Origin of the sequence: Flavobacterium sp. LM4 (assembly GCF_002017935.1) — a bacterium.
In the GTDB taxonomy this organism is placed as follows: domain Bacteria; phylum Bacteroidota; class Bacteroidia; order Flavobacteriales; family Flavobacteriaceae; genus Flavobacterium; species Flavobacterium chungangense.
On record NZ_MUFW01000004.1, the window covers coordinates 83,702 to 102,962 of the forward strand.

General features: G+C 30.5%; 20 protein-coding genes. 9 read left to right on the forward strand and 11 right to left on the reverse strand.

Features of this window, described 5'->3' with window-relative positions; genetic code table 11:
* Positions 1-10: 10 nt before the first annotated feature.
* The 3 genes from BXU10_RS20240 to BXU10_RS20250 form a co-directional block, all read right to left on the reverse strand.
* Complete coding sequence (locus tag BXU10_RS20240) at positions 11-2,596, reverse strand: phosphoenolpyruvate carboxylase (protein WP_078229323.1); 2,586 nt, start codon at positions 2,594-2,596, stop codon at positions 11-13.
* 90 nt (positions 2,597-2,686) lie between these two features.
* Positions 2,687-3,166 (reverse strand): Lrp/AsnC family transcriptional regulator, encoded by a 480-nt coding sequence (locus tag BXU10_RS20245; RefSeq protein ID WP_007805990.1) that lies wholly within the window; start codon positions 3,164-3,166, stop codon positions 2,687-2,689.
* A gap of 77 nt (positions 3,167-3,243) precedes the next feature.
* A complete protein-coding gene (locus tag BXU10_RS20250) occupies positions 3,244-4,398 on the reverse strand; it encodes a M14 metallopeptidase family protein (RefSeq protein WP_078229324.1) in 1,155 nt (384 codons plus the stop codon).
* 312 nt (positions 4,399-4,710) lie between these two features.
* Between BXU10_RS20250 and BXU10_RS20255 the strand changes: the two genes are divergently transcribed.
* Positions 4,711-5,145, forward strand: a complete 435-nt coding sequence (locus BXU10_RS20255; RefSeq protein ID WP_078229325.1) for a helix-turn-helix transcriptional regulator — start codon at positions 4,711-4,713, stop codon at positions 5,143-5,145.
* A gap of 51 nt (positions 5,146-5,196) precedes the next feature.
* Here the strand turns inward: BXU10_RS20255 and BXU10_RS20260 are convergent, their stop codons facing one another.
* Positions 5,197-5,748: a 1-acyl-sn-glycerol-3-phosphate acyltransferase gene (locus tag BXU10_RS20260; RefSeq protein WP_078229496.1), complete on the reverse strand. Its 552-nt coding sequence runs from the start codon at positions 5,746-5,748 to the stop codon at positions 5,197-5,199.
* A gap of 63 nt (positions 5,749-5,811) precedes the next feature.
* Here BXU10_RS20260 and BXU10_RS20265 point away from each other — a divergent pair, with 63 nt between their 5' ends.
* From BXU10_RS20265 to BXU10_RS20285, 5 genes are read left to right on the forward strand one after another with little or no spacing between them, the layout of a single operon-like run.
* Entirely contained in the window at positions 5,812-6,477 is a 666-nt protein-coding gene (locus tag BXU10_RS20265) for a spermidine synthase (protein ID WP_078229326.1), read from the forward strand.
* Between the two features lie 6 nt (positions 6,478-6,483).
* Complete coding sequence (locus tag BXU10_RS20270) at positions 6,484-7,161, forward strand: peptidoglycan DD-metalloendopeptidase family protein (RefSeq protein ID WP_078229327.1); 678 nt, start codon at positions 6,484-6,486, stop codon at positions 7,159-7,161.
* A 6-nt stretch (positions 7,162-7,167) separates the two neighbouring features.
* Entirely contained in the window at positions 7,168-7,638 is a 471-nt protein-coding gene (locus BXU10_RS20275) for a hypothetical protein (protein ID WP_078229328.1), read from the forward strand.
* 20 nt (positions 7,639-7,658) lie between these two features.
* Positions 7,659-8,183 carry a hypothetical protein gene (locus BXU10_RS20280; RefSeq protein ID WP_078229329.1) on the forward strand — a complete coding sequence of 175 codons (525 nt, stop codon included), beginning with the start codon at positions 7,659-7,661 and terminating at the stop codon, positions 8,181-8,183.
* A gap of 50 nt (positions 8,184-8,233) precedes the next feature.
* Entirely contained in the window at positions 8,234-8,707 is a 474-nt protein-coding gene (locus tag BXU10_RS20285; protein WP_078229330.1) for a nuclear transport factor 2 family protein, read from the forward strand.
* Positions 8,708-8,765: 58 nt separating this feature from the next.
* Here BXU10_RS20285 and BXU10_RS20290 read toward each other — a convergent pair whose 3' ends face one another.
* The 6 genes from BXU10_RS20290 to BXU10_RS20315 form a co-directional block, all read right to left on the reverse strand.
* Positions 8,766-10,028: a nucleoside permease gene (locus BXU10_RS20290; RefSeq protein WP_078229331.1), complete on the reverse strand. Its 1,263-nt coding sequence runs from the start codon at positions 10,026-10,028 to the stop codon at positions 8,766-8,768.
* Positions 10,029-10,092: 64 nt separating this feature from the next.
* Positions 10,093-10,785 (reverse strand): (d)CMP kinase, encoded by a 693-nt coding sequence (cmk, locus tag BXU10_RS20295; RefSeq protein ID WP_031456565.1) that lies wholly within the window; start codon positions 10,783-10,785, stop codon positions 10,093-10,095.
* A gap of 34 nt (positions 10,786-10,819) precedes the next feature.
* Entirely contained in the window at positions 10,820-11,419 is a 600-nt protein-coding gene (locus BXU10_RS20300) for a murein L,D-transpeptidase catalytic domain-containing protein (RefSeq protein WP_078229332.1), read from the reverse strand.
* 9 nt (positions 11,420-11,428) lie between these two features.
* A complete protein-coding gene (gene porQ, locus BXU10_RS20305) occupies positions 11,429-12,448 on the reverse strand; it encodes a type IX secretion system protein PorQ (RefSeq protein WP_078229333.1) in 1,020 nt (339 codons plus the stop codon).
* 195 nt (positions 12,449-12,643) lie between these two features.
* Entirely contained in the window at positions 12,644-13,744 is a 1,101-nt protein-coding gene (locus tag BXU10_RS20310) for a BT_3928 family protein (RefSeq protein ID WP_078229334.1), read from the reverse strand.
* A gap of 58 nt (positions 13,745-13,802) precedes the next feature.
* Complete coding sequence (locus tag BXU10_RS20315; protein WP_031456569.1) at positions 13,803-14,345, reverse strand: DUF1599 domain-containing protein; 543 nt, start codon at positions 14,343-14,345, stop codon at positions 13,803-13,805.
* Between the two features lie 155 nt (positions 14,346-14,500).
* Here BXU10_RS20315 and folP point away from each other — a divergent pair, with 155 nt between their 5' ends.
* Together folP and BXU10_RS20325 are read left to right on the forward strand one after the other, a co-directional pair.
* Positions 14,501-15,322 carry a dihydropteroate synthase gene (folP, locus tag BXU10_RS20320; protein ID WP_078229335.1) on the forward strand — a complete coding sequence of 274 codons (822 nt, stop codon included), beginning with the start codon at positions 14,501-14,503 and terminating at the stop codon, positions 15,320-15,322.
* A gap of 6 nt (positions 15,323-15,328) precedes the next feature.
* Positions 15,329-15,961 (forward strand): hypothetical protein, encoded by a 633-nt coding sequence (locus BXU10_RS20325; RefSeq protein ID WP_078229336.1) that lies wholly within the window; start codon positions 15,329-15,331, stop codon positions 15,959-15,961.
* Here the strand turns inward: BXU10_RS20325 and BXU10_RS20330 are convergent.
* Entirely contained in the window at positions 15,951-16,763 is an 813-nt protein-coding gene (locus tag BXU10_RS20330; RefSeq protein WP_078229337.1) for a M48 family metallopeptidase, read from the reverse strand. The genes BXU10_RS20325 and BXU10_RS20330 overlap by 11 nt on opposite strands.
* Before the next feature lie 284 nt (positions 16,764-17,047).
* Between BXU10_RS20330 and BXU10_RS20335 the strand changes: the two genes are divergently transcribed.
* Positions 17,048-19,249: a histidine kinase gene (locus tag BXU10_RS20335; protein WP_078229497.1), complete on the forward strand. Its 2,202-nt coding sequence runs from the start codon at positions 17,048-17,050 to the stop codon at positions 19,247-19,249.
* Positions 19,250-19,261 lie beyond the last annotated feature (12 nt).

Consider the following 19,261-nt stretch of genomic DNA (forward strand, 5'->3'; position numbering starts at 1 on the left):
AATTTTAGATTTAAGCAGAGTTTCTACTAGCATTTGTATTTCCGAACAATGAACGGGTTACAATTTTTTCATACACTTTAATCAAATCCTGATCAATTATTTTTTCTTTGTTCAGTTCATTAATTCTTAATAATGCATATTGTTGTATAGTCAACAATGGCAATACGATACGTTCTCTAACTTGAATTGATGCTATACCATCAGGGTAATTTTCCATTAAGGTTTTATGACCTGCAATTTTTAATAAAAGACGTTTTGTTTCTGAGAATTCATCGTAAATAATCTGCCAGAATTCACCAAACTCAGGATCTTTTCTCATGTAAGCTGTTAATGGTAAAAATGATTTTGCCAATGACATCATACTATTTTCCAAAAGGGTCTTAAAAAATAAAGAATTATGATATAAATCGCTCACTTTCTCCCATTGATTAGTCTCTTCAAAATATTTTAGAGCTGATCCTACACCAAAAAATCCTGGTACATTTTGCTTTAATTGACTCCATGAACCCACAAAAGGAATTGCTCTTAAATCGGCAAAATCCAATTGTTCAGATTTGCTTCTTTTAGATGGACGGCTTCCAATATTGGTTTTAGAATAGTATTTTAACGTACTCATCTTCTCCAAATATGGTATAAACTTAGGATGATTTTTAAAGCTTAAATATTTATCATATCCCAAACCTGCCAATTGAGTCAAAATTGCTGTTTCCTCAACAGTCAGTTCATTTTTCTCTTTACTAAAAACCTGATTTGTCACTCCGGCACTTAATAAATTTTCTATATTGTAACGGCAAGAATCTAAAGTTCCAAAATTAGAGCTAATAGTTTGTCCCTGTACTGTAATTTGAATTTCGTTGTTCTCGATTTTAGGCCCTAAGGATGCGTAAAATTTATGCGTTTTTCCACCACCACGAGCAGGCGGACCTCCACGTCCATCAAAGAAAATAGCTTTTATACCATACTTTCTTGAAATTTCGGTAAGCTCAATTTTTGCCTGATAGATGCTCCAGTTTGCCATTAAATAACCACCATCTTTTGTTCCGTCAGAGAAACCAAGCATAATAGTTTGTTTATTATCACGGGATTTCAAATGTGCTGCATATTCAGGATTCGTATATAACTGCTCCATTATTGAATGCGCATTTTGCAAATCATCAACTGATTCGAAAAGTGGAATAATATCAACCGTAGGGTTTTCCCAATTATTTAAGCGAATCATGGCAAAAGTCTCCATTACATTCAATGCACTTTCATTGTTACTAATGATGTAACGATTTGCACCAAATTCACCATTATTTTCCTGAATCGTTTTGATTGCCTGAACAGACTCTAAAGTCAGTTTGGTAATTTCATTGTCAAAATCTGCAGGATTTAAATCACCTTTAACTTTTGACAGAACAACTAACTTTTCATCCTCGGATAAATCAAAATAATTTTCAGGGAATATTTTTGAATCTGAATTTAAATAATAACTTACAACATCATGAAAAACTGCATTGTGAATTTTACTGTTCTGACGAATATCTAAAGTAGCAAAATGAAACCCAAACAAATTAATTTTAACCAATAATGCTTCTAATTCATCCAGATATAAAGATTGATGCTTTTCTATAATTATATTTCTGATTTTATTTAGCTGAGTTAGCAATTCATCTAAAGTAATATAAATTTCACCTTTAGAATAAAAAACAGACCTATAAAGTTTATATTCAAGTTCAGCCACCAAAGTATCTACACCTGAGAAAGTTAACTTTCTTTTCAGGTTTCGCATTTCAACATAATAACATTTCAAAATTGAAGTACGTAGACGTTCTGCAACTTTTAATGTAATATCTGTAGTTACAAAAGGATTTCCATCACGATCACCTCCCGGCCAGAAACCAAGTTTTATCAACTGATTTTGAATCGCTTCTCCCTGAAGAATATTTTTCTGTAAATAATGAACTATTTCTCCTGCAGTTTCATAAAATACATTTTCCAAATACCAAATCAAACTAACTGCTTCATCATATGGATTTGGCTTTTCATTTTGTATAAATGGAGTTTTTCCCAACTGCGCCAACAACTGTTTTATTTTCAATAAATCGTTTTGCCTGATTGCCTCAGTTAAATCATTTATAATACCAAGAACAGGCCCAGGATAAAATTGTGTAGGATGAGCAGTTAAAACAGTTCTAACGTTGAAATTTTCAAGAAACTCAATCAATTCATCGTCTTTTTCTTTTGCATCTGATTTTTCCTTAATATCACGAAGCGAACCTCGCCCTTCCATGTTATTCACCACTGGAAAAGCAGCATCTTCAATTGCATCAAACAATACAATCTGACGTTCGATATACTGTATAAATCGAAACATTAAATCTATCTTTTCTGTCTCTGAAGCATTATTCAAAAATTTATTTGAAAAAAAGTCAAAAATCTCCTTAGGAGTTTCCTGTTTTTTAAAGCCTGTTTCGCAGGTTTCTGTAAACAAAGGAAGCAAAACCCCTGTATTATCAATAGAATCAAAAGGTAATGTTATAAAAACACTATTATAAATATGGTATTTAGAGAGAACATCCTGATTAAAACGCTCTATTTTAGGTAACGTGTACATAATCCTTTTATAGTTGATTGGTTATTTAGTCATAAAAAAACCCCAAGAAAACTTGAGGTTATATTTTTTAATATAGCATTCAAGAAAATATTACATATTTTTAAAAATAGTATGCATCAAACGCTTCTTATCGTTAATACTTTCTTCTAATGAAATCATTGTTTCAGTTCTGTAAACTCCTTCGATATCATCAATCATAAAGATAACTTCTTTTGCATGTTTAGTGTCTTTCGCTCTAATTTTGCAAAAAATATTAAATTTTCCTGTAGTTACTGAAGCTACAGTTACGAAAGGAATTTGATTAATTCGCTCTAATACAAATTTTGTTTGAGATGTATTATTAAGAAACACCCCTACATACGCAATAAATGAATACCCTAATTTATCATAATCTAAGGCTAATGAAGATCCCATGATTATCCCGGCATCTTCCATTTTTTTTACTCTAACATGTACAGTTCCGGCAGAAATCAACAATTTTTTTGCAATGTCAGTAAACGGAACTCTCGTGTTATCTATTAACATATCTAAAATCTGGTGATCTACTTCATCTAAACGAAATTTACTCATAATTCTTTAATTAATATTACTAATTTGTATTACAAAGTATAAAAATATATATAAAAAACAAGAAATTCACATAAAATTTAACTTTTTATCAATCCGTTAACAAATTTAACGTTTTTATTTAAATAAAAATTTGCTTTTTGATCAGTCTTCGGAAAATTGGTAAAATCATCTGAGTACGCAGCGCCTTTTGCATCGTAGACATAATGTCCAAAATAATTTTCTAACTCCCCTACTTCAACTATATAAGCATTAAATTGAATCTTGCCGTCAATTAATTCCTCTTTGTATTGAGCGACAAAATTCGTAATAATTTCGATACCATCATAATTTATTTTGATATTTTTATACATAAAATCATAAAAAACCACTTTATTTTGTGAAATATTCAAATAATCAACAATCCTATTATTAACTATATCGTTTTCGAAAAGCACTTTAAAACCTGCAATTAGCGAAAAGAAGATAACCTTTCTGGTAACTTCTCTCTGGTAATCATTTTGAAAATGACCAGCTTCGAACAAAATTGTCGGTACACCTAAATACTGAAAAGTATCTCCTATACAATTAATATTAAACGAATCATCGAAACGTCCTACTTGTCCGGGTATGTATTTCTGCAGTTCATCATTAATCGCAGCAATTAAATTAATTGCCTTTAATCTATTCTCATTAATTTCCCGTTCTTCATTATAAGAAGGAGCTAAAAATGAAACAGTAGCTGGTTTTCCTGTTTCGCCAGCTCCAAAAATAGTGCGCTGATCATGTAGATTAAAACAAAAATGAGGGTTAAATCCTTCGAAAACCTCTCTTAAAACTCTGCTTTCCGGTTGTGTCAGATTTTGCGAATCTCTATTCAAGTCAATTTCATTTGCATTGGCACGAGTATACAATTCTGCTCCGTCAGGATTCAGTATCGGTAAGCACAAAAAAGTAAAAGATGAAAGCATATTTTCAGCAAACTCAGAACCACTATTCAAAACATTAATAAAATCAAACAATGCTTTAGTGGTTGTACTTTCATTTCCATGCATTTGAGACCACAAATAAATTCGCGTTTCTCCTGAACCAATTTCATAACTATATATAGATTTACCTAAAACTGATTCCCCAACAACCTTAACCTGATTGTTTGTATTTATTCTTTCTAATATCGGTCGAATATGTTCTACTGTGAGGTAACGACCTTCAATAGACTGCTCTTTGTATTGGTTAAATAATTCTTCTAAATTCATTGTCTTTCTAATTAGTTCACAAAAGTAAATATCTTTATTTTTACAATTGTAAATCGTTTAAAATTTTAATAATTTAATATTGTAAACAACTTCTTTAAGCCCTTATCAATTATCTCTATAGCTCAGGCGCACTAATACAAATTATTAATAAAAACCAAATCAAATATTTAATTTTCAGTAATTTAATACACTTTATTTATTATTTTAATTTAACAAAAAAGGAGTCGTTTATTAAATTTACAAATGTAAAATTGCATTATATAATCTTTTGTTTACATTTGTGACTATGCAATTTTAAAACAAAAATTTACAATGGTAAACATAGAGGAATTTGTAAAAAGACTTGAAATTGTTATGGATTATTATAGTTTAAACGCTTCGGCTTTTGCAGATAAAATTGGGGTTCAGCGTTCAAGTATGTCTCATCTTTTATCAGGACGAAACAAACCCAGTCTGGATTTTGTAATGAAAGTTTTAGAAGTTTTTCCTGATGTAGACTTATATTGGATTTTGACAGGAAGAGGGAATTTTCCAAAAAATCATGATGAAGATTCTTCAGAAATTTCAAGATCTTCACCTCCTATTTTATCAGATGAAACTTCTTTTTCTACAAACGAATCAAATAAAAAAAACACAGTACAAAGTTCATCAGGAGCAAAATATTCAGGTTTTAATCTGGATGATAGTGAAATTGAAAAAATTGTGCTTTTTTATAAAAATGGAACATTTAAAGCCTATTCTACTTAAATCAAATAATTTTCATTTACGTAATTCTCTTCTACTTGAAAAAAAATTCTATTATAATCGAAATCCATTTTTAGGAATCTTACCCAAAACTCCTTCGTAATGTCTTTTCAAAATTTTTAAATCTTCCTCGTAATTGCCGGTTGGAAAAAATGGTTTGCCCAAATTAACTTCTTTTTTACCCCAATCAAAAGCTACAGGAATAATTGGTACTTTTGCTTTAAGAGCAATATAATAAAAACCACTTCTGATTTCCGAAACTTTTTTACGTGTTCCTTCAGGAGCAACCGCTAAACGAAAAATTTCTTTCCTCTCAAAAATAGACGCAATTGCATCAACTTTATTCAAGCCACCGGATCTGTCTAATGGCTCACCTCCTACACTTCTAAAATAATAACCAAACGGAAATTTAAATAATTCTTTCTTTCCTACCCAGTTCATTTCTAAACCTGATATCCCTCTTGTAAAAATCCCTAAATAAAAATCATGATTACTTGTATGCGGCATTACCATCATTACGCATTTTTTCACTTCAGCATTCTCAATCCCAACTATCTTCCAGCCCATTAGCTTAAAAAATAGAAATTTATACAACTGTTTTTTCATTAAATTCCATATTTCGCACAAAATAAAAAAATATAATGCTAAATTTGGGTAAAAGCATAAAAAATGATTCAAAAAATATTTAGTTATTTAATACCAATTAAAGTATTCAAAAAAAAATCGAGTCGCAGTAAGACGATTGAAGTAACCTGGAATAATGGAGAGTTAGTTTTAGATTCAGAAAACACAAATTACTCATATGGCAGTTTACAACGTATATTAAGATATGGATTAAGAAATATTGGTTTTAAAACTATTCAGAAAATGAATCATATTTTGGTTTTAGGAGTTGCGGGAGGAAGTGTCATAAAAACTCTTGTTGATGAAATTGAATTTAAAGGCAAAATAACAGGAGTAGAAATCGATTCTGATATGATTCAGATTGCAAATGAATATTTTAACCTTTCTGAAATTAAACAATTAGAAATTATTATTGATGATGCTTTTGAATTTGTTTTGAAAACCAAAAACCAATACGATCTAATTATCATTGATATTTTTGAAGACACTAATATGCCAAATTTTTTATTTGAACGTTTTTTTAGCGAAAGAATCTGTTCCATATTAAAAGATCAGGGATTTGTTCTTTTTAATACCATGATCCTTAATGAAAAAGATAATGTTAGAAATCGTAAATACATTTCAGAAATTAATACTAAATTATACATTACTAAAATGCTACCTCGGGTAGAGCATCATAATGAATTGATTATTATTGAAAAAGTTGCTTAATCTATTATGAAACCTCTTTCTTCTATATTAAAAAGTATTCCACCATCAAAAGTTATTGATTCAGATATTGATCATTCAAAATATATAACTTTAGATTTATCTATAAACAACCAGGATTTAGCGGGAAACAAAACCGGAAATTCTGCTGATTTTGAAGAATATATCACTCATTATTTAAAAAAAAATAATGCCGAAGTAGCTTTTGGCGGTTATATTGAAGGACGGACTTTGTATCAACGAAGTTCTATTTTTAAAAATGATTTAATTTCTGAACGTAATATCCATATTGGTCTTGATTTATGGATAAAAGCAGGGACTTCTGTTTTAGCCGCTCTTGATGGGAAAATCCATAGTTTCAAAAACAATGTTGGTTTAGGCGACTATGGTCCAACCATAATTTTGGAACATGAAATTGAAAATCAAAAATTTTATACTTTATACGGGCATTTATCGTTAGAAAGTATAGAAGGGATTAGCATTGGTGATTTTTTTAAAAAAGGAGAATATCTGGCTAGCATCGGGAATTCAGAAGTAAATGGCGATTATGCCCCACACTTACATTTCCAAATTATTAAAAATATAGAAAACTATTGGGGTGATTACCCTGGTGTATGTAACACAAAAGACTTAAATTTCTATATAGAAAACTGCCCGGATCCCAATTTATTATTAAAAATAACATAAATAATTATGAAGAAAGCAGGATTGATTATATGTTTGTTACTGTTAATAGGCTGTAAATCTAAAACAGTCAGCAGAAGTACTGAAGATCTAAAAATTAAAAAAGTTTTAGAAGCCGAAATAAATTCAAATCAGCAAAATAAGGCCTATTCATTAGGAAAAAGAGTTCTTGAAACATGCAATACATCAAAGTTTAAGCCTTTTAATGAAACTGAAGTAACTAAATCAGTTATGGAGAACACGACTGAAGAACGCCTGACCAAAACCTGTTTGAGATTTCGCCAATATTATGGAAGTTTTGTAGATTTAAAACTAGACGGAGTTTACAAAACCAAAGAGGAGACTATTTACCGCTATCGTGCTTTGTATACAAAAAAGGTAGCCAATAAGGAACTTAGGATTTTTGTAAATGAAGAAAATTTGATTTCTGCCATAAAATCAATGGATTGGGATGAGAAATTTGATGCTAAAAATAATTAAACAAATAACTTGATACACTTATGACTTTAAAATTATCCTTCTTTTCGTTTCTTTTGATTTCATTTTTTGCAAGCGCCCAGCAAACTATAAGTATAAAAGGCTCAAAACCATTTCCTGCAACTGAAAATTATACTTTTATTTGTGAAAAATATATTCTCACCGGAGAAATAGATGTGCAGATTGCAAAAACTGACAAAGGAGGGATTTTAAAACTTACAATTGCTACTGCAAATGATAAAACGAGAATTTCAGGAGGTGTATATGTTGATTTAGCCAATGCTGATGTAATTGCATGTGTAGACAAAAATATTAAGGAAACTGAAGAAGGAAAAACAACTTCTTATTATTATTTTACCCCAGCTGAATTTTTAAAACTAAAGAAAACAGATATAAAAGCAATTAGATTTATACTTACAGGGAATTCAAACACTTTTGGAAATCAGACAGGTTATTTCACAGCTATAAGCAGAAAAAATTATTTTTCGACTGCTTTTGACAAATCCAAAAAAACTTTTGATACTGCTGCAGCAATTAGTATTCTATAAAGTTTATTTAACCAAAAATAATCTTACTTTTATAGTCTAATTTTGTTAAAATGAATTCAAACGAAAATTTAATTTCTAAATTTTATACTGCATTTGCAAATGCAGATGCTAAAACAATGTGCGAATGTTATCATCCTAAAGTTCACTTTGTAGACCCTGCTTTTAGCCTTTTAAAGGAAAAACAGGTTTCTAAAATGTGGGAAATGCTAATTTCAAAAAGCAAAGGAGATATCAAAATTGAATTTTCAAATATAAAAGCAGATGAATTTTCAGGATCTGCCCGTTGGGTTGCTACTTATAATTTTAGTAAAACGAATAGAAAAGTAATCAATCGAATTTCTGCTGAATTTCTTTTTCAGGATGGGCTAATCATAAAACATACAGATAATTTTGATGTTTGGAAATGGGCAAAGCAAGCTTTCGGAATTACCGGTTATTTATTAGGATGGACCGGCTTTTTTCAAAATAAAATAAAAGAACAAGCATTGCTATCGCTTAAAAAGTTCCAACAGACTAACACCTAGAGAATATATTTTTATAAAAAAATCCCACCTGTTATGGTGGGATTTTTTTGTCTCTATATTAATGCTCTAAACTTTCTAACTCCTTTGGATCGTGTTTATATTTAAACAAAATTGCAAAAGCTATTGCAATAACAAACGCATAAGCCGCAAATGAAAACCATACATTTGGCCATTGTATTTTATTTCCAACTGTAAAATAACTTACTGTTCGTCCTGCCAGCTCACCACCAATTATAGCTCCTATACCATTAGTCATTAACATAAAAAGCCCCTGAGCACTGGATCTGATTTTGCTGTCTGTTTGTTTTTCAACAAATAGTGATCCTGAAATATTAAAAAAGTCAAATGCCATTCCGTATACTATCATTGATAATATGAGAAAAATAACTCCTGAACCTGGATTCCCTATTCCAAATAATGCAAAACGTAAAACCCATGCAATCATACTAAAAATCATCACTTGTTTAATTCCGAAGCGCTTTAAGAAAAATGGAATCGTTAAAATAAACAGCGTTTCTGAAATTTGCGATAGCGAAATAATAAAAACAGAATGTTCTACTCCAAAAGTCCCCTGATATTCCGGATTAGAACCAAAATCCCTTATGAAGGTATCACCAAACATATTCGTAATTTGTAATGCAGCACCCAGTAACATAGCAAAGACAAAGAATATTGCCATTTTCTTTTGTTTAAAAAGTACAAAACTATCTAAGCCAAATTTACTTGTCAGCGACTGATTACTATTTTTGTTTTCTGCAGGAACATCGGGTAACGTAAAACAAAAAAGACCTGTAATAATCATAGATACCGAGGCAAAAACAAATTGAAGCGTATTCGATTTCCAATCCGTTAAATCAGTTATCCACATGGCTATTACAAAACCTACAGTTCCCCATACACGAATTGGGGTAAAAGTTTTTTGAACATCAAAACTGAATTTATTTAAAACGGCATAACTTACAGAATTGTTTAACGCTATAGTTGGCATATAAAAACAACTTGTTGCAAAAATAATCCAGTACATTTCTGTTGAATTGGTTGCTCTGGTTGCAAAATATATGGCAACTCCGGCAATAATATGTGAAATTCCCAATACTTTTTGTGCACTGAGATATTTATCTGCAATAATACCAAGTAAAGCCGGCATAAATAAACTTGCCCAGCCCATTGAACCATATGTTCTGCCAATAGACAAACCAATACTACTTCCTTCTAAAGGACCAAAAACCTGCCCCATATATCCCCCTAATGAAATCAACCATATTCCCCATACAAAAAACTGCAAAAAATTCATGATTGTAAGCCTTAGTTTTATACTCATAATAGTATTTGTCTTTAAATGATTAAGCGGTAAAACTACTATTAAAAATGAAATCTACAAAGAATTAAACTTTTTTAACAACTTCATTTACTAATTCTAAAACTGCGGCAAATTGTTCTTCCTTATTTAGGTAAGAATTATCAATTTCTATTGCATCTTCAGCAATTACCAATGGAGAATCTTCACGGTGTGTATCTATATAATCTCTTTCGACAACGTTTTTTAAAACCTCGTCATAAGATACTTTATCACCTTTTTGTTGTAGTTCATCAAAACGTCTTTGCGCACGGGTTTCTGCACTAGCTGTCATGAAAATTTTGAGTTCTGCAGCAGGGAAAACTACAGTTCCAATATCCCTTCCGTCCATGACGATAGCTTTATTAGTTCCCATTTCCTTTTGTTGTTCTACTAATTTAGAACGAACTTCAGAAACTTCTGCAACTTTACTCACAAAACTGGAAACTTCTATAGTACGGATTTGTTTTTCAACATTTTCACCATTCAGATACATTTCTGCAAAACCTAAATCAGAATTGTATTTAAACTCCAATTGAATTTTAGGAAGTGAATCAATTAAAGCTTTTTTATCAAAAAAATCGGCTTTAATAAAATTATTATTCATTGCAAAAAAAGCAACCGCCCGGTACATTGCTCCAGTATCTACATAAACATAAGCAAGTTCCTTAGCTAATTGTTTTGCTAAAGTGCTTTTCCCGGTTGATGAAAAGCCATCAATAGCAATGGTAATATTTCTCAAAGTGGTGGTTTTAAATTATGGAGTTTTATTAATTTTAATAATAAATATCTAAAAGTATGTTTGATTTTGAAGAATCAATAATTTTTTCAATTCTTTTAAAAAATTGCTCATTCACCATTGGGCAACCATGGCTGCGGCTGATGTAACGATCTTGTTCTTCGTATGGCACCGCCGAATAATAATGCAGAACAATAGCTCTCTTGAATGCATTACTATTGGTTTCATCCAGACCAGAGAGTCGATATGCTTTTCCGAAAATTCCATTATAATTATTTCCAATAGAATATCTTCCCAGCGAAGTGCAATTTGAATTTGGCACATTGCTAAATTTTAAGTTGCCTATAATTCCGGTTTCAGAACCACATCCATGGGCAACAAGCCCCTGATCTAAAATTTTATTGTTCTGTAAATCATAAACAAAAAAACGATTTTTCCCGGATGGAATTCTCATATCAATAAAAAATGCAATTTTAGAGTTGTATTTAGAACTGGCATTCAACATTGATTTCATTTCATCAATTCTAAAATTAATTCTTTCAATTTCCAGACTATTAGGTTCATCTTTAAAAAAAGGTTTAGCGCTGATAAATAAACCAGAAATAATTACAATTAAAATTAAATTAAATATTTTCATATAAAATTATTATTGAAGATTAATATTTAAACCAAAAAGACTTGTATTTGCTGCTAACGTATATTTAGAATACGAATAATTAAATTTTAATCGATTCATTTTTAATCCAAAACCTAGTGAAACCCCTGAAAAATTACGTTGTTCCTCAATTTTTAATTCTTGTCCTCTTCTGAAATTATAACCTAACCGAATATTGAATGCTTTTTTAGGAAAAAGCTCTATTCCAAAAATAACATGTCTCAAAGCATTATTTACAAAAGAAACTTTTTCCTCCTGAGACGAACCATCACTATTACCTTCTCCACGTACTGGGTTCGAAAAAGAAATATTCCATTGCTGCAAATTTTCTAAAGACAAATGCCATCTAATAGGCACGTGATCTAACTCTTGTGAGACACCTGCAATAATCTCCATAGGCAATTTTTCTTTTATGCCTGAGTAAGTGGTAAACTGAGTTCCTATATTTCGTATTGCCAATGCCCAGTTTACATCATTTCTTTCGTCAATGAACAAAAAACCTAAATCTAAAGCACCGCCAACAGAATTATAACTTTCTAAAGTTGATGTGATCAATTTTGCATTTGCTCCAATATGTATGTCTGTATATGGAATATTATATGCATAACCTACTGCAAGAGCTCCCTCACTTCCGGTAAAATCTGAAGTGGCGTTAGCATCCTCATCATATCCTTCAAAAATACCGTAATTTATATAACTCATTCCTATATAAAATGTCTGCAAATGTCTGTCGTAAGTATAAGCATAAGAAGCAGTTCCATAAGAAGCCTCACCATAATAATTACCGTAATTCATTGCCAAGTTATTGTCCATTTCTGCATTTAATGTTGCCGGATTAAACATAACCTGATTAACATCTTCATCATAAATGGTAATTGATTTTCCTCCCAAAGCCGCCTGTCTTGGCGAAGTTGTTAAATTTAAAAATTGATATGTATACCGCCCTCCTATTTGTCCATAAGAGAAGGAAACATTTAAAAACAAAAAAAACAGAGTAATTTTTTTCAACATGTATGTTAAGGGCTTAATCTGCATTAGAACGTAAATATGAAGATAAAATTATAATTCTGAAACATTTATATTTTAAAATATAACTCAAAATCTACATATATTTTGTAAACTGCAGCAAAAGTACAAAAAAACAAATTGCAATAACAACTTAATTATGAAACATTTATGGCTTTAAATTCTTTTTAAACAGCAGGGTTACAATGTCAATTTCTCAATATCATTATAATGGACTTTTTGAATAATAGTGCCATTTTGAATAACAACAATACTTGGATTAGACCTTTCAATTGTTTTTAAAGCGATTGCATCACAAAAGTAAAAATCAACGTTTAAACCATATTGTTTTTTAGTTTTTGCAATTATTTCATTAGTTGACGCAGTCATTGCAATTACTTTATATCCTTTAGATTTGGCTTCGATATTTAATTTTTCTAAGTTTTTCATACCATCAGGATTAGACAATGCCAAATCATATGTTACAAAAACCAGTAATTTTGGTTCTTTCAGTAATTCTTCTTTATAATCAGAACCCCCTTTGGTCATTGTAAAATCATGAATAGGTGGTACGTAGCCTTCTGTTATTACTTTATCTTTTCGATCAACAAATGTTGCCCCTTCAGGGATGTTCATTAAATCTTTTTCGGTAAACTCCTTATCAACACCGTTTACTTTATAGATAAAAATCATTTCAACTACAGATTTTGGGGCACCCTCCGGAATTTCCATTCCTTTTTCGATGTTTGTTCCTACTTTATAAGGTCGGAAATCTTTTATTGGATTATGATTTAAAACCCATACAGCCATAAATGCACATAAAACGACACTTAAATAAACTGCAAAATTGGTTTTTGGAGTTGCAAATAGTGGTTTTATTAATTTCTGATTGAAGAATAAAATCAGAATAAAGAATAACAAAACAACATCTTTGGTAAATGATTCCCAAGGAGTTAAATGCAAGGCATCACCAAAACAACCACAATCTTTAACTACATCAAAGTAAGCAGAATAAAAAGTTAAGAAAGTAAAGAAAATTATTAAAAGTAGTAAACTCCAGATTGTAGTTTTTGTTTTATAACCAACTAATAACATTACACCCAAAACAACTTCAAAAATCACCAAAAAGATTGCTAACCCTAAAGCAAGAGGCGTTAAAAAGGGCATGTTAAAAACCGGCTCGCTAAAATACTCGGCTAATTTATAAGAGAAACCAACCGGATCATTCAGTTTAATTAATCCAGAGATGATAAAAAGTACGCCGACAAATATTCTTGAGAATTGAGTAATGAAATTTTTCATAATTTAAAGTAGGTATATCTATATCCAAATGAATCTGGATTGGATTTATTTGAGGTTTTTATTTTTTAATTGGGTTTAAAATCAATGCAAAAACAGCATAATTGATCATATCCTGATAATTAGCATCAATTCCTTCAGAAACCAAAGTTTTACCTTTATTATCTTCAATTTGTTTTACGCGAAGTAGTTTTTGAAGAATCAAATCAGTCAGTGAGCTTACACGCATTTCACGCCAAGCCTCACCATAATCATGATTTTTGGCTTCCATTAATTCTTTTGTCAATTTAATTTTAGCATCATATAATTCCGTTGCCTTCTCAATATCCAGATCTGGTTGTTCTACAACTCCCAATTCTAACTGAATTAAGGCCATTATCGAATAATTAATAATTCCGATGAATTCTCCTTTTTCGTCTTCATCAACTTTACGGATTTCGTTTTCCTGTAAACTTCTGATTCTTTGTGCTTTTATAAAAATTTGATCCGTCAGTGATGGCAGTCTTAAAATTCTCCATGCACTACCATAATCTTTCATTTTATTAATAAATAAGGTACGGCAAACCGTAATTACATTATCAAATTCTAAGGAAGTATTCTTCATTTATTGCTGTATATTTGCTAAAATTTGTTCAAAAATAAGGATTAAATTAAATAGTTTCAAGTTTCAGGTTTTCTTTGTTTCAAGTTTTTTCTAAACAAATTGTTAATCGTGCAACCTGAAGCTTAAAAACTGAAACAAATAAAAATAAAAAGAAAATGTTTATTAACTGCAAAAGCCGTTTGATTGATTTAACAATTCCTAAAGTAATGGGGATTTTAAATATAACTCCTAATTCATTTTTTGATGGAGGAAAATATAAAAATGAAGACGACATTATATCGCAAACAGATAAGATGCTTTCTGAAGGCGCAACATTTATAGATATTGGCGCTTACTCCAGCAAACCAAGTGCAGAATTTGTTTCGGAACAAGAAGAAATAGAAAGGATTGTACCTGCAATTAGACTAATTTTAAAACATTTTCCTGATACTTTATTATCAATAGATACATTTAGATCTGAAGTCGCTAAAGCCAGTATAGAAAGTGGTGCGGCAATTATAAATGACATTGCAGCTGGAGAATTAGACGATAAAATGTTTGAGGTTATTTCGCATTATAACGTTCCGTACATTATGATGCACATGCGTGGAAATCCACAAACCATGCAAACTTTTACACAATATGATGACATTGTAAAAGAAATACTTTTCTATTTTTCTGAAAAAGTAAAAAAGGCCCGAAGTTTAGGGATTAACGATTTAATTTTGGATCCTGGTTTTGGTTTTGCTAAGACAACAGATCAAAATTATGAAGTTTTGCAGAAAATGGAACTTTTCAATTTGCTCGAATTACCTGTATTAGCAGGAGTTTCAAGAAAATCAATGATTTATAAAACACTTGATATTACACCACAGGAAGCCTTAAACGGAACAACTTTTCTAAATACAATTGCTTTGACAAAAGGAGCAAAAATTCTTCGGGTTCATGATGTTAAAGAAGCAATGGAATGTGTTACTTTGTTTACTAAAATGAGTTAAATTATTATGAAATACTTCTGTTTAATTTTTATCTGTGTCCTTTTTTCATGTGAAGAAAAAAAGGATGTTTTATTACCACAATCAAATGTTTCAATTGTAAAAGATGTTCAGGACCATTCGCCAATTTATATTTTCTTTAAAATTGAAGGGAAAGATACTTTAGCAGAAGTAAACCGAAAAAACAGCATAATTTCAACTAACTGGATTTTCAATATTGACAAACGTCTGCCTTTAAAATTAGTAATTCCTGAAATTATAAAATTACAGGAAAAGAAACGCAAAGATAGTGCACACAAAAACGAAAAAGCCGAGAATTATTATTCTTATGCTGATTTTATCGGAAAGAACTTAGCCTTTTTACCTTTCACGAAAGTATATTATAAAAAAGGAAAGCCAACTGAAAATAATAAAGTTGTTCTTCGATTTAAAAAACAGAGCAATATCGTTTCAATTGACAATTCAGCTATTCAAAAGTCAGAAATTTTGAATTTTATTCACAGGATGGATTACAACGTACCACCTCAAATAATCTTGTTTTTTGATAAAAACATGAGTTTTGATGAATATATTCAAAATAAAATCCTGATCCAAAAGTTTACTTATGACCTGAATGAGGTTCCTGAGGAATTTATATTCTAATAATTCCAACTTTTGCAGCTGTTTCTCTTGCCTGCGGAATTAGTGATTTTAAATTAGCAATTCTGGTTGCATCAGACGGGTGAGTGCTTAAAAACTCAGGAGTTCCGGAGCCTCCCGATTTAGCAGACATTCTTGTCCAAAACGCAATTGAATCATCAGGATTATACCCGGCAATCGCCATAAGTGTTAGACCAATTTTGTCGGCCTCACTTTCGTTACTTCTGCTAAAAGGCAGCATCACTCCTACTTCTGATCCTAATCCATAATATTTTTGCCACATTTCCTGATTTTCAGCACTTTGATTTCCAGTAGCCACTGCAACTCCTACTGCTCCTAATTGCTGTAATTGAGCAGCACTCATTCTTTGAGCACCGTGATTTGCCAATGCATGTGAAACTTCATGTCCCATAACAGTAGCTAAACCTGACTCATTTTGTGTAATAGGCAAAATACCCGAATAAACTACAATTTTACCGCCGGGTAAACACCAGGCATTAACTTCTTTGTTTTCTACTAACTTATATTCCCATTGATAATCTTTCAGGTATTGTGTTTGTCCTAAATAAGTTAGGTACTTTTCTGCTGCAGCTTTTATTCTTGCTCCAACAGCACTCACTTTTTGGGCATCTGCAGTTCCCGTAATTACTTTATTTTCTTTTAAAAAGGTATTATATTGTTGAAAAGATGAAGGGAATAGTTCGCTATTGGAAACAAAATTAAGATCCTTTTTTCCTGTAATTGGATTTGTTGCACAGGAAAAAACTATAAACAATGCAGCTAAGATGAATAGTTTTTTTTTCATGATTTCATTAATTTTTGATTACTGTAAATTTATTGTAATACTAACTTTTTTCCTTATAGAATTTATTTAAAAAGTACTATAATTTTAATTTTAAATACAGTTTAAAGTTTTTTTTGACTGAATTATACTGCCTAAATTATTTAACTAATTTAGGCGTTTTTTTTACATAAAATAAAGATTATCAACACTTTTTACCTTATTTTTATATGCTTTATGAAAATTTTCAAAGAACAAATAAACAACAGATATTCAGTACTTTAATTTTATTTTTTCAATTAATTTTAATGGTTATTAACTTTAAATATTTCTTTTTATTACTCTTTTCAGTGATGTCAGTCTGTTTGTCTGCACAAATCGATGGTCATAATAAAAAACAATTTTCTGTTGTAAAAAAATCTCCCGAAGCCGAGGAAAAAACCGTTACAGCCCTCTATAAATTATACAATAGCGGAGATGAAAAAAAAGCGCTCAAAAACACCAAAACTTTTTTAAAAAATGCAACGTATCCCACAAATATATCCAGTGCTATTTTATTACAAGCTTATTATTATAACAAAAGAGATCTTTTAGATTCAGCAAACTACTATACCAATCAGGCACTAAAATACAGTAACAAAATAACCAATGATTCTTTAAAAAACAGACTTCTTTGTTTAGGATACAATTTGTTGGGATTAAATTATAAAAAGCAAGGATTGTTTGATCTAAGCAAAAAATGGCATTTAAAAGGGCTTGACGTTTCTCAAAAATACAAAGAAACCAATTTATACTATACCAACTTACATGGTCTAGCCACTTGTTATAAAGCATTAAGAGATAACAAAAATGCTCTAAAATTATATAAAGAATGTTTAGACTATAAAAAAGATGAAGAAATAACCCTAGGAAGTTATATAAATATTGGTGATATCTATTCTGACTTAGAAGAATATGAAAAAGCCAATTATTATTATAATAAAGGAAAACAACTCAGCGAAAAAACAAATAATAAGCAAGCCGAAGCCTCAATTACCCTTAGTATTGGTGTAAATTATCAATTACAGCAAAAAACAGATGATGCCATCAAAGCTTATAATGAAGTTATATCTATTACTGATAAAAATGAATTAAACCGATTCGGTTTAATTGCCCGTGAAAATATTGGAGACACCTACATTGATTTAAAAAAATACAAGGAAGCAAAAGACGTTTTTTCGCATGCTCTTCAAAAAGCCATCCATTTTGGTTATTTAGATAATCAGGCCTATTGTTATGATGAGCTTAAAAAAATTGCTGTTTTACAGGAAGATTATAAAAGTGCTTTCGATTATCTGACTAAATCAACCAAAGTAAAGGATTCGATAAGTAAAATTGAGCAAGCAAAGGAGATCAAAGAGCTCGAGATTAAATACAAAACAGCTCAAAGGGAAAAAGAAATACGTTTTTTACAACTTGATAATACAACCAAGAAATTAAAACTCGAAAAACAGGAAGAAGCTATTGAGAACATGAATCTTCAGGAAGAAATTTCTCAAAAGATAACTGAAAATACTATACTTTTTTTTCAAAATTCATCTCAAAAAAAACTAAGCGAAATATCTCTGTTAAAAAAAGACCAACAGCTAAAATCACTTCAAATTAAACAGGAAAAAGAAACCAAATTGTTAACTGTTTTTGGATTTCTTATTGTCTTGATTCCTATTATTGGCTTATTGCTGCAATATTATAAACGACTTAAAACGCAACGATTATTAAATATTCAGCAGGCTGAGATAAGTAGTCAAAATATCAATAATCTCCTGAAAGATCAGGAATTAAAATTGATAAAGGCAGCTATTAGCGGGCAGGATAAAGAAAGACAACGTATTTCACAGGAATTACACGACAGCATTGGCGGTAATCTTGCTGCCATAAAACTTCAATTGAATCATTTAGTAATTTCAAATTCTCCAAAAATTAAAAATCTTACTGCCTTATTAGATGAAACTTACCAGCAGGTCAGAAATTTATCGCATACATTGATTCCCAAGAAATTTACACATCACAAATTTTGTGAAGTTTTAGAATCCTATTTTAATAATATTGGTGAAGCCAGTAATATCAAAACGGATTTTACAGTATACCCGAAAAAAGAAATTGATGCTTTAAATGAAGAAATACAGATCGAGATTTTTAAGATAATTCAGGAACTTCTGACCAATACCATAAAACATGCAAAAGCTTCAAAAATTGACTTACAGCTCAACCTTATTGAAAATGTCCTGAATATTTTATTTGAAGATAACGGTATTGGATTTAATCCGGAAAATTACAAGCCCGGCATTGGATTTATAAATTTAGAAAACCGAATAGCTAAATTAAATGGCTCTTTTGTATTAGACTCTAAACCTAAAAGAGGTACGATTGCCAATATTGAAATTCCTGTTTTATTAATATCAAACACGGAGAATGATATCACAAAAGGAATTAACGTAAAAAAACAACTTGATAATCTAACCAAATTATAACCCCAAATTATT

Coding starts and splice junctions, on each gene's coding strand:
- BXU10_RS20300 (WP_078229332.1), bottom strand. CDS start 11,419: ATGAAAATATTTAATTTAATTTTAATTGTAATTATTTCTGGTTTATTT.
- BXU10_RS20250 (WP_078229324.1), bottom strand. CDS start 4,398: ATGAATTTAGAAGAATTATTTAACCAATACAAAGAGCAGTCTATTGAA.
- BXU10_RS20290 (WP_078229331.1), bottom strand. CDS start 10,028: ATGAGTATAAAACTAAGGCTTACAATCATGAATTTTTTGCAGTTTTTT.
- BXU10_RS20310 (WP_078229334.1), bottom strand. CDS start 13,744: ATGAAAAATTTCATTACTCAATTCTCAAGAATATTTGTCGGCGTACTT.
- BXU10_RS20265 (WP_078229326.1), top strand. CDS start 5,812: ATGATTCAAAAAATATTTAGTTATTTAATACCAATTAAAGTATTCAAA.
- BXU10_RS20260 (WP_078229496.1), bottom strand. CDS start 5,748: ATGAAAAAACAGTTGTATAAATTTCTATTTTTTAAGCTAATGGGCTGG.
- BXU10_RS20240 (WP_078229323.1), bottom strand. CDS start 2,596: ATGTACACGTTACCTAAAATAGAGCGTTTTAATCAGGATGTTCTCTCT.
- porQ (WP_078229333.1), bottom strand. CDS start 12,448: ATGTTGAAAAAAATTACTCTGTTTTTTTTGTTTTTAAATGTTTCCTTC.
- BXU10_RS20285 (WP_078229330.1), top strand. CDS start 8,234: ATGAATTCAAACGAAAATTTAATTTCTAAATTTTATACTGCATTTGCA.
- BXU10_RS20245 (WP_007805990.1), bottom strand. CDS start 3,166: ATGAGTAAATTTCGTTTAGATGAAGTAGATCACCAGATTTTAGATATG.
- folP (WP_078229335.1), top strand. CDS start 14,501: ATGTTTATTAACTGCAAAAGCCGTTTGATTGATTTAACAATTCCTAAA.
- BXU10_RS20330 (WP_078229337.1), bottom strand. CDS start 16,763: ATGAAAAAAAAACTATTCATCTTAGCTGCATTGTTTATAGTTTTTTCC.
- BXU10_RS20275 (WP_078229328.1), top strand. CDS start 7,168: ATGAAGAAAGCAGGATTGATTATATGTTTGTTACTGTTAATAGGCTGT.
- BXU10_RS20315 (WP_031456569.1), bottom strand. CDS start 14,345: ATGAAGAATACTTCCTTAGAATTTGATAATGTAATTACGGTTTGCCGT.
- BXU10_RS20335 (WP_078229497.1), top strand. CDS start 17,048: ATGGTTATTAACTTTAAATATTTCTTTTTATTACTCTTTTCAGTGATG.
- BXU10_RS20325 (WP_078229336.1), top strand. CDS start 15,329: ATGAAATACTTCTGTTTAATTTTTATCTGTGTCCTTTTTTCATGTGAA.
- BXU10_RS20255 (WP_078229325.1), top strand. CDS start 4,711: ATGGTAAACATAGAGGAATTTGTAAAAAGACTTGAAATTGTTATGGAT.
- BXU10_RS20270 (WP_078229327.1), top strand. CDS start 6,484: ATGAAACCTCTTTCTTCTATATTAAAAAGTATTCCACCATCAAAAGTT.
- BXU10_RS20280 (WP_078229329.1), top strand. CDS start 7,659: ATGACTTTAAAATTATCCTTCTTTTCGTTTCTTTTGATTTCATTTTTT.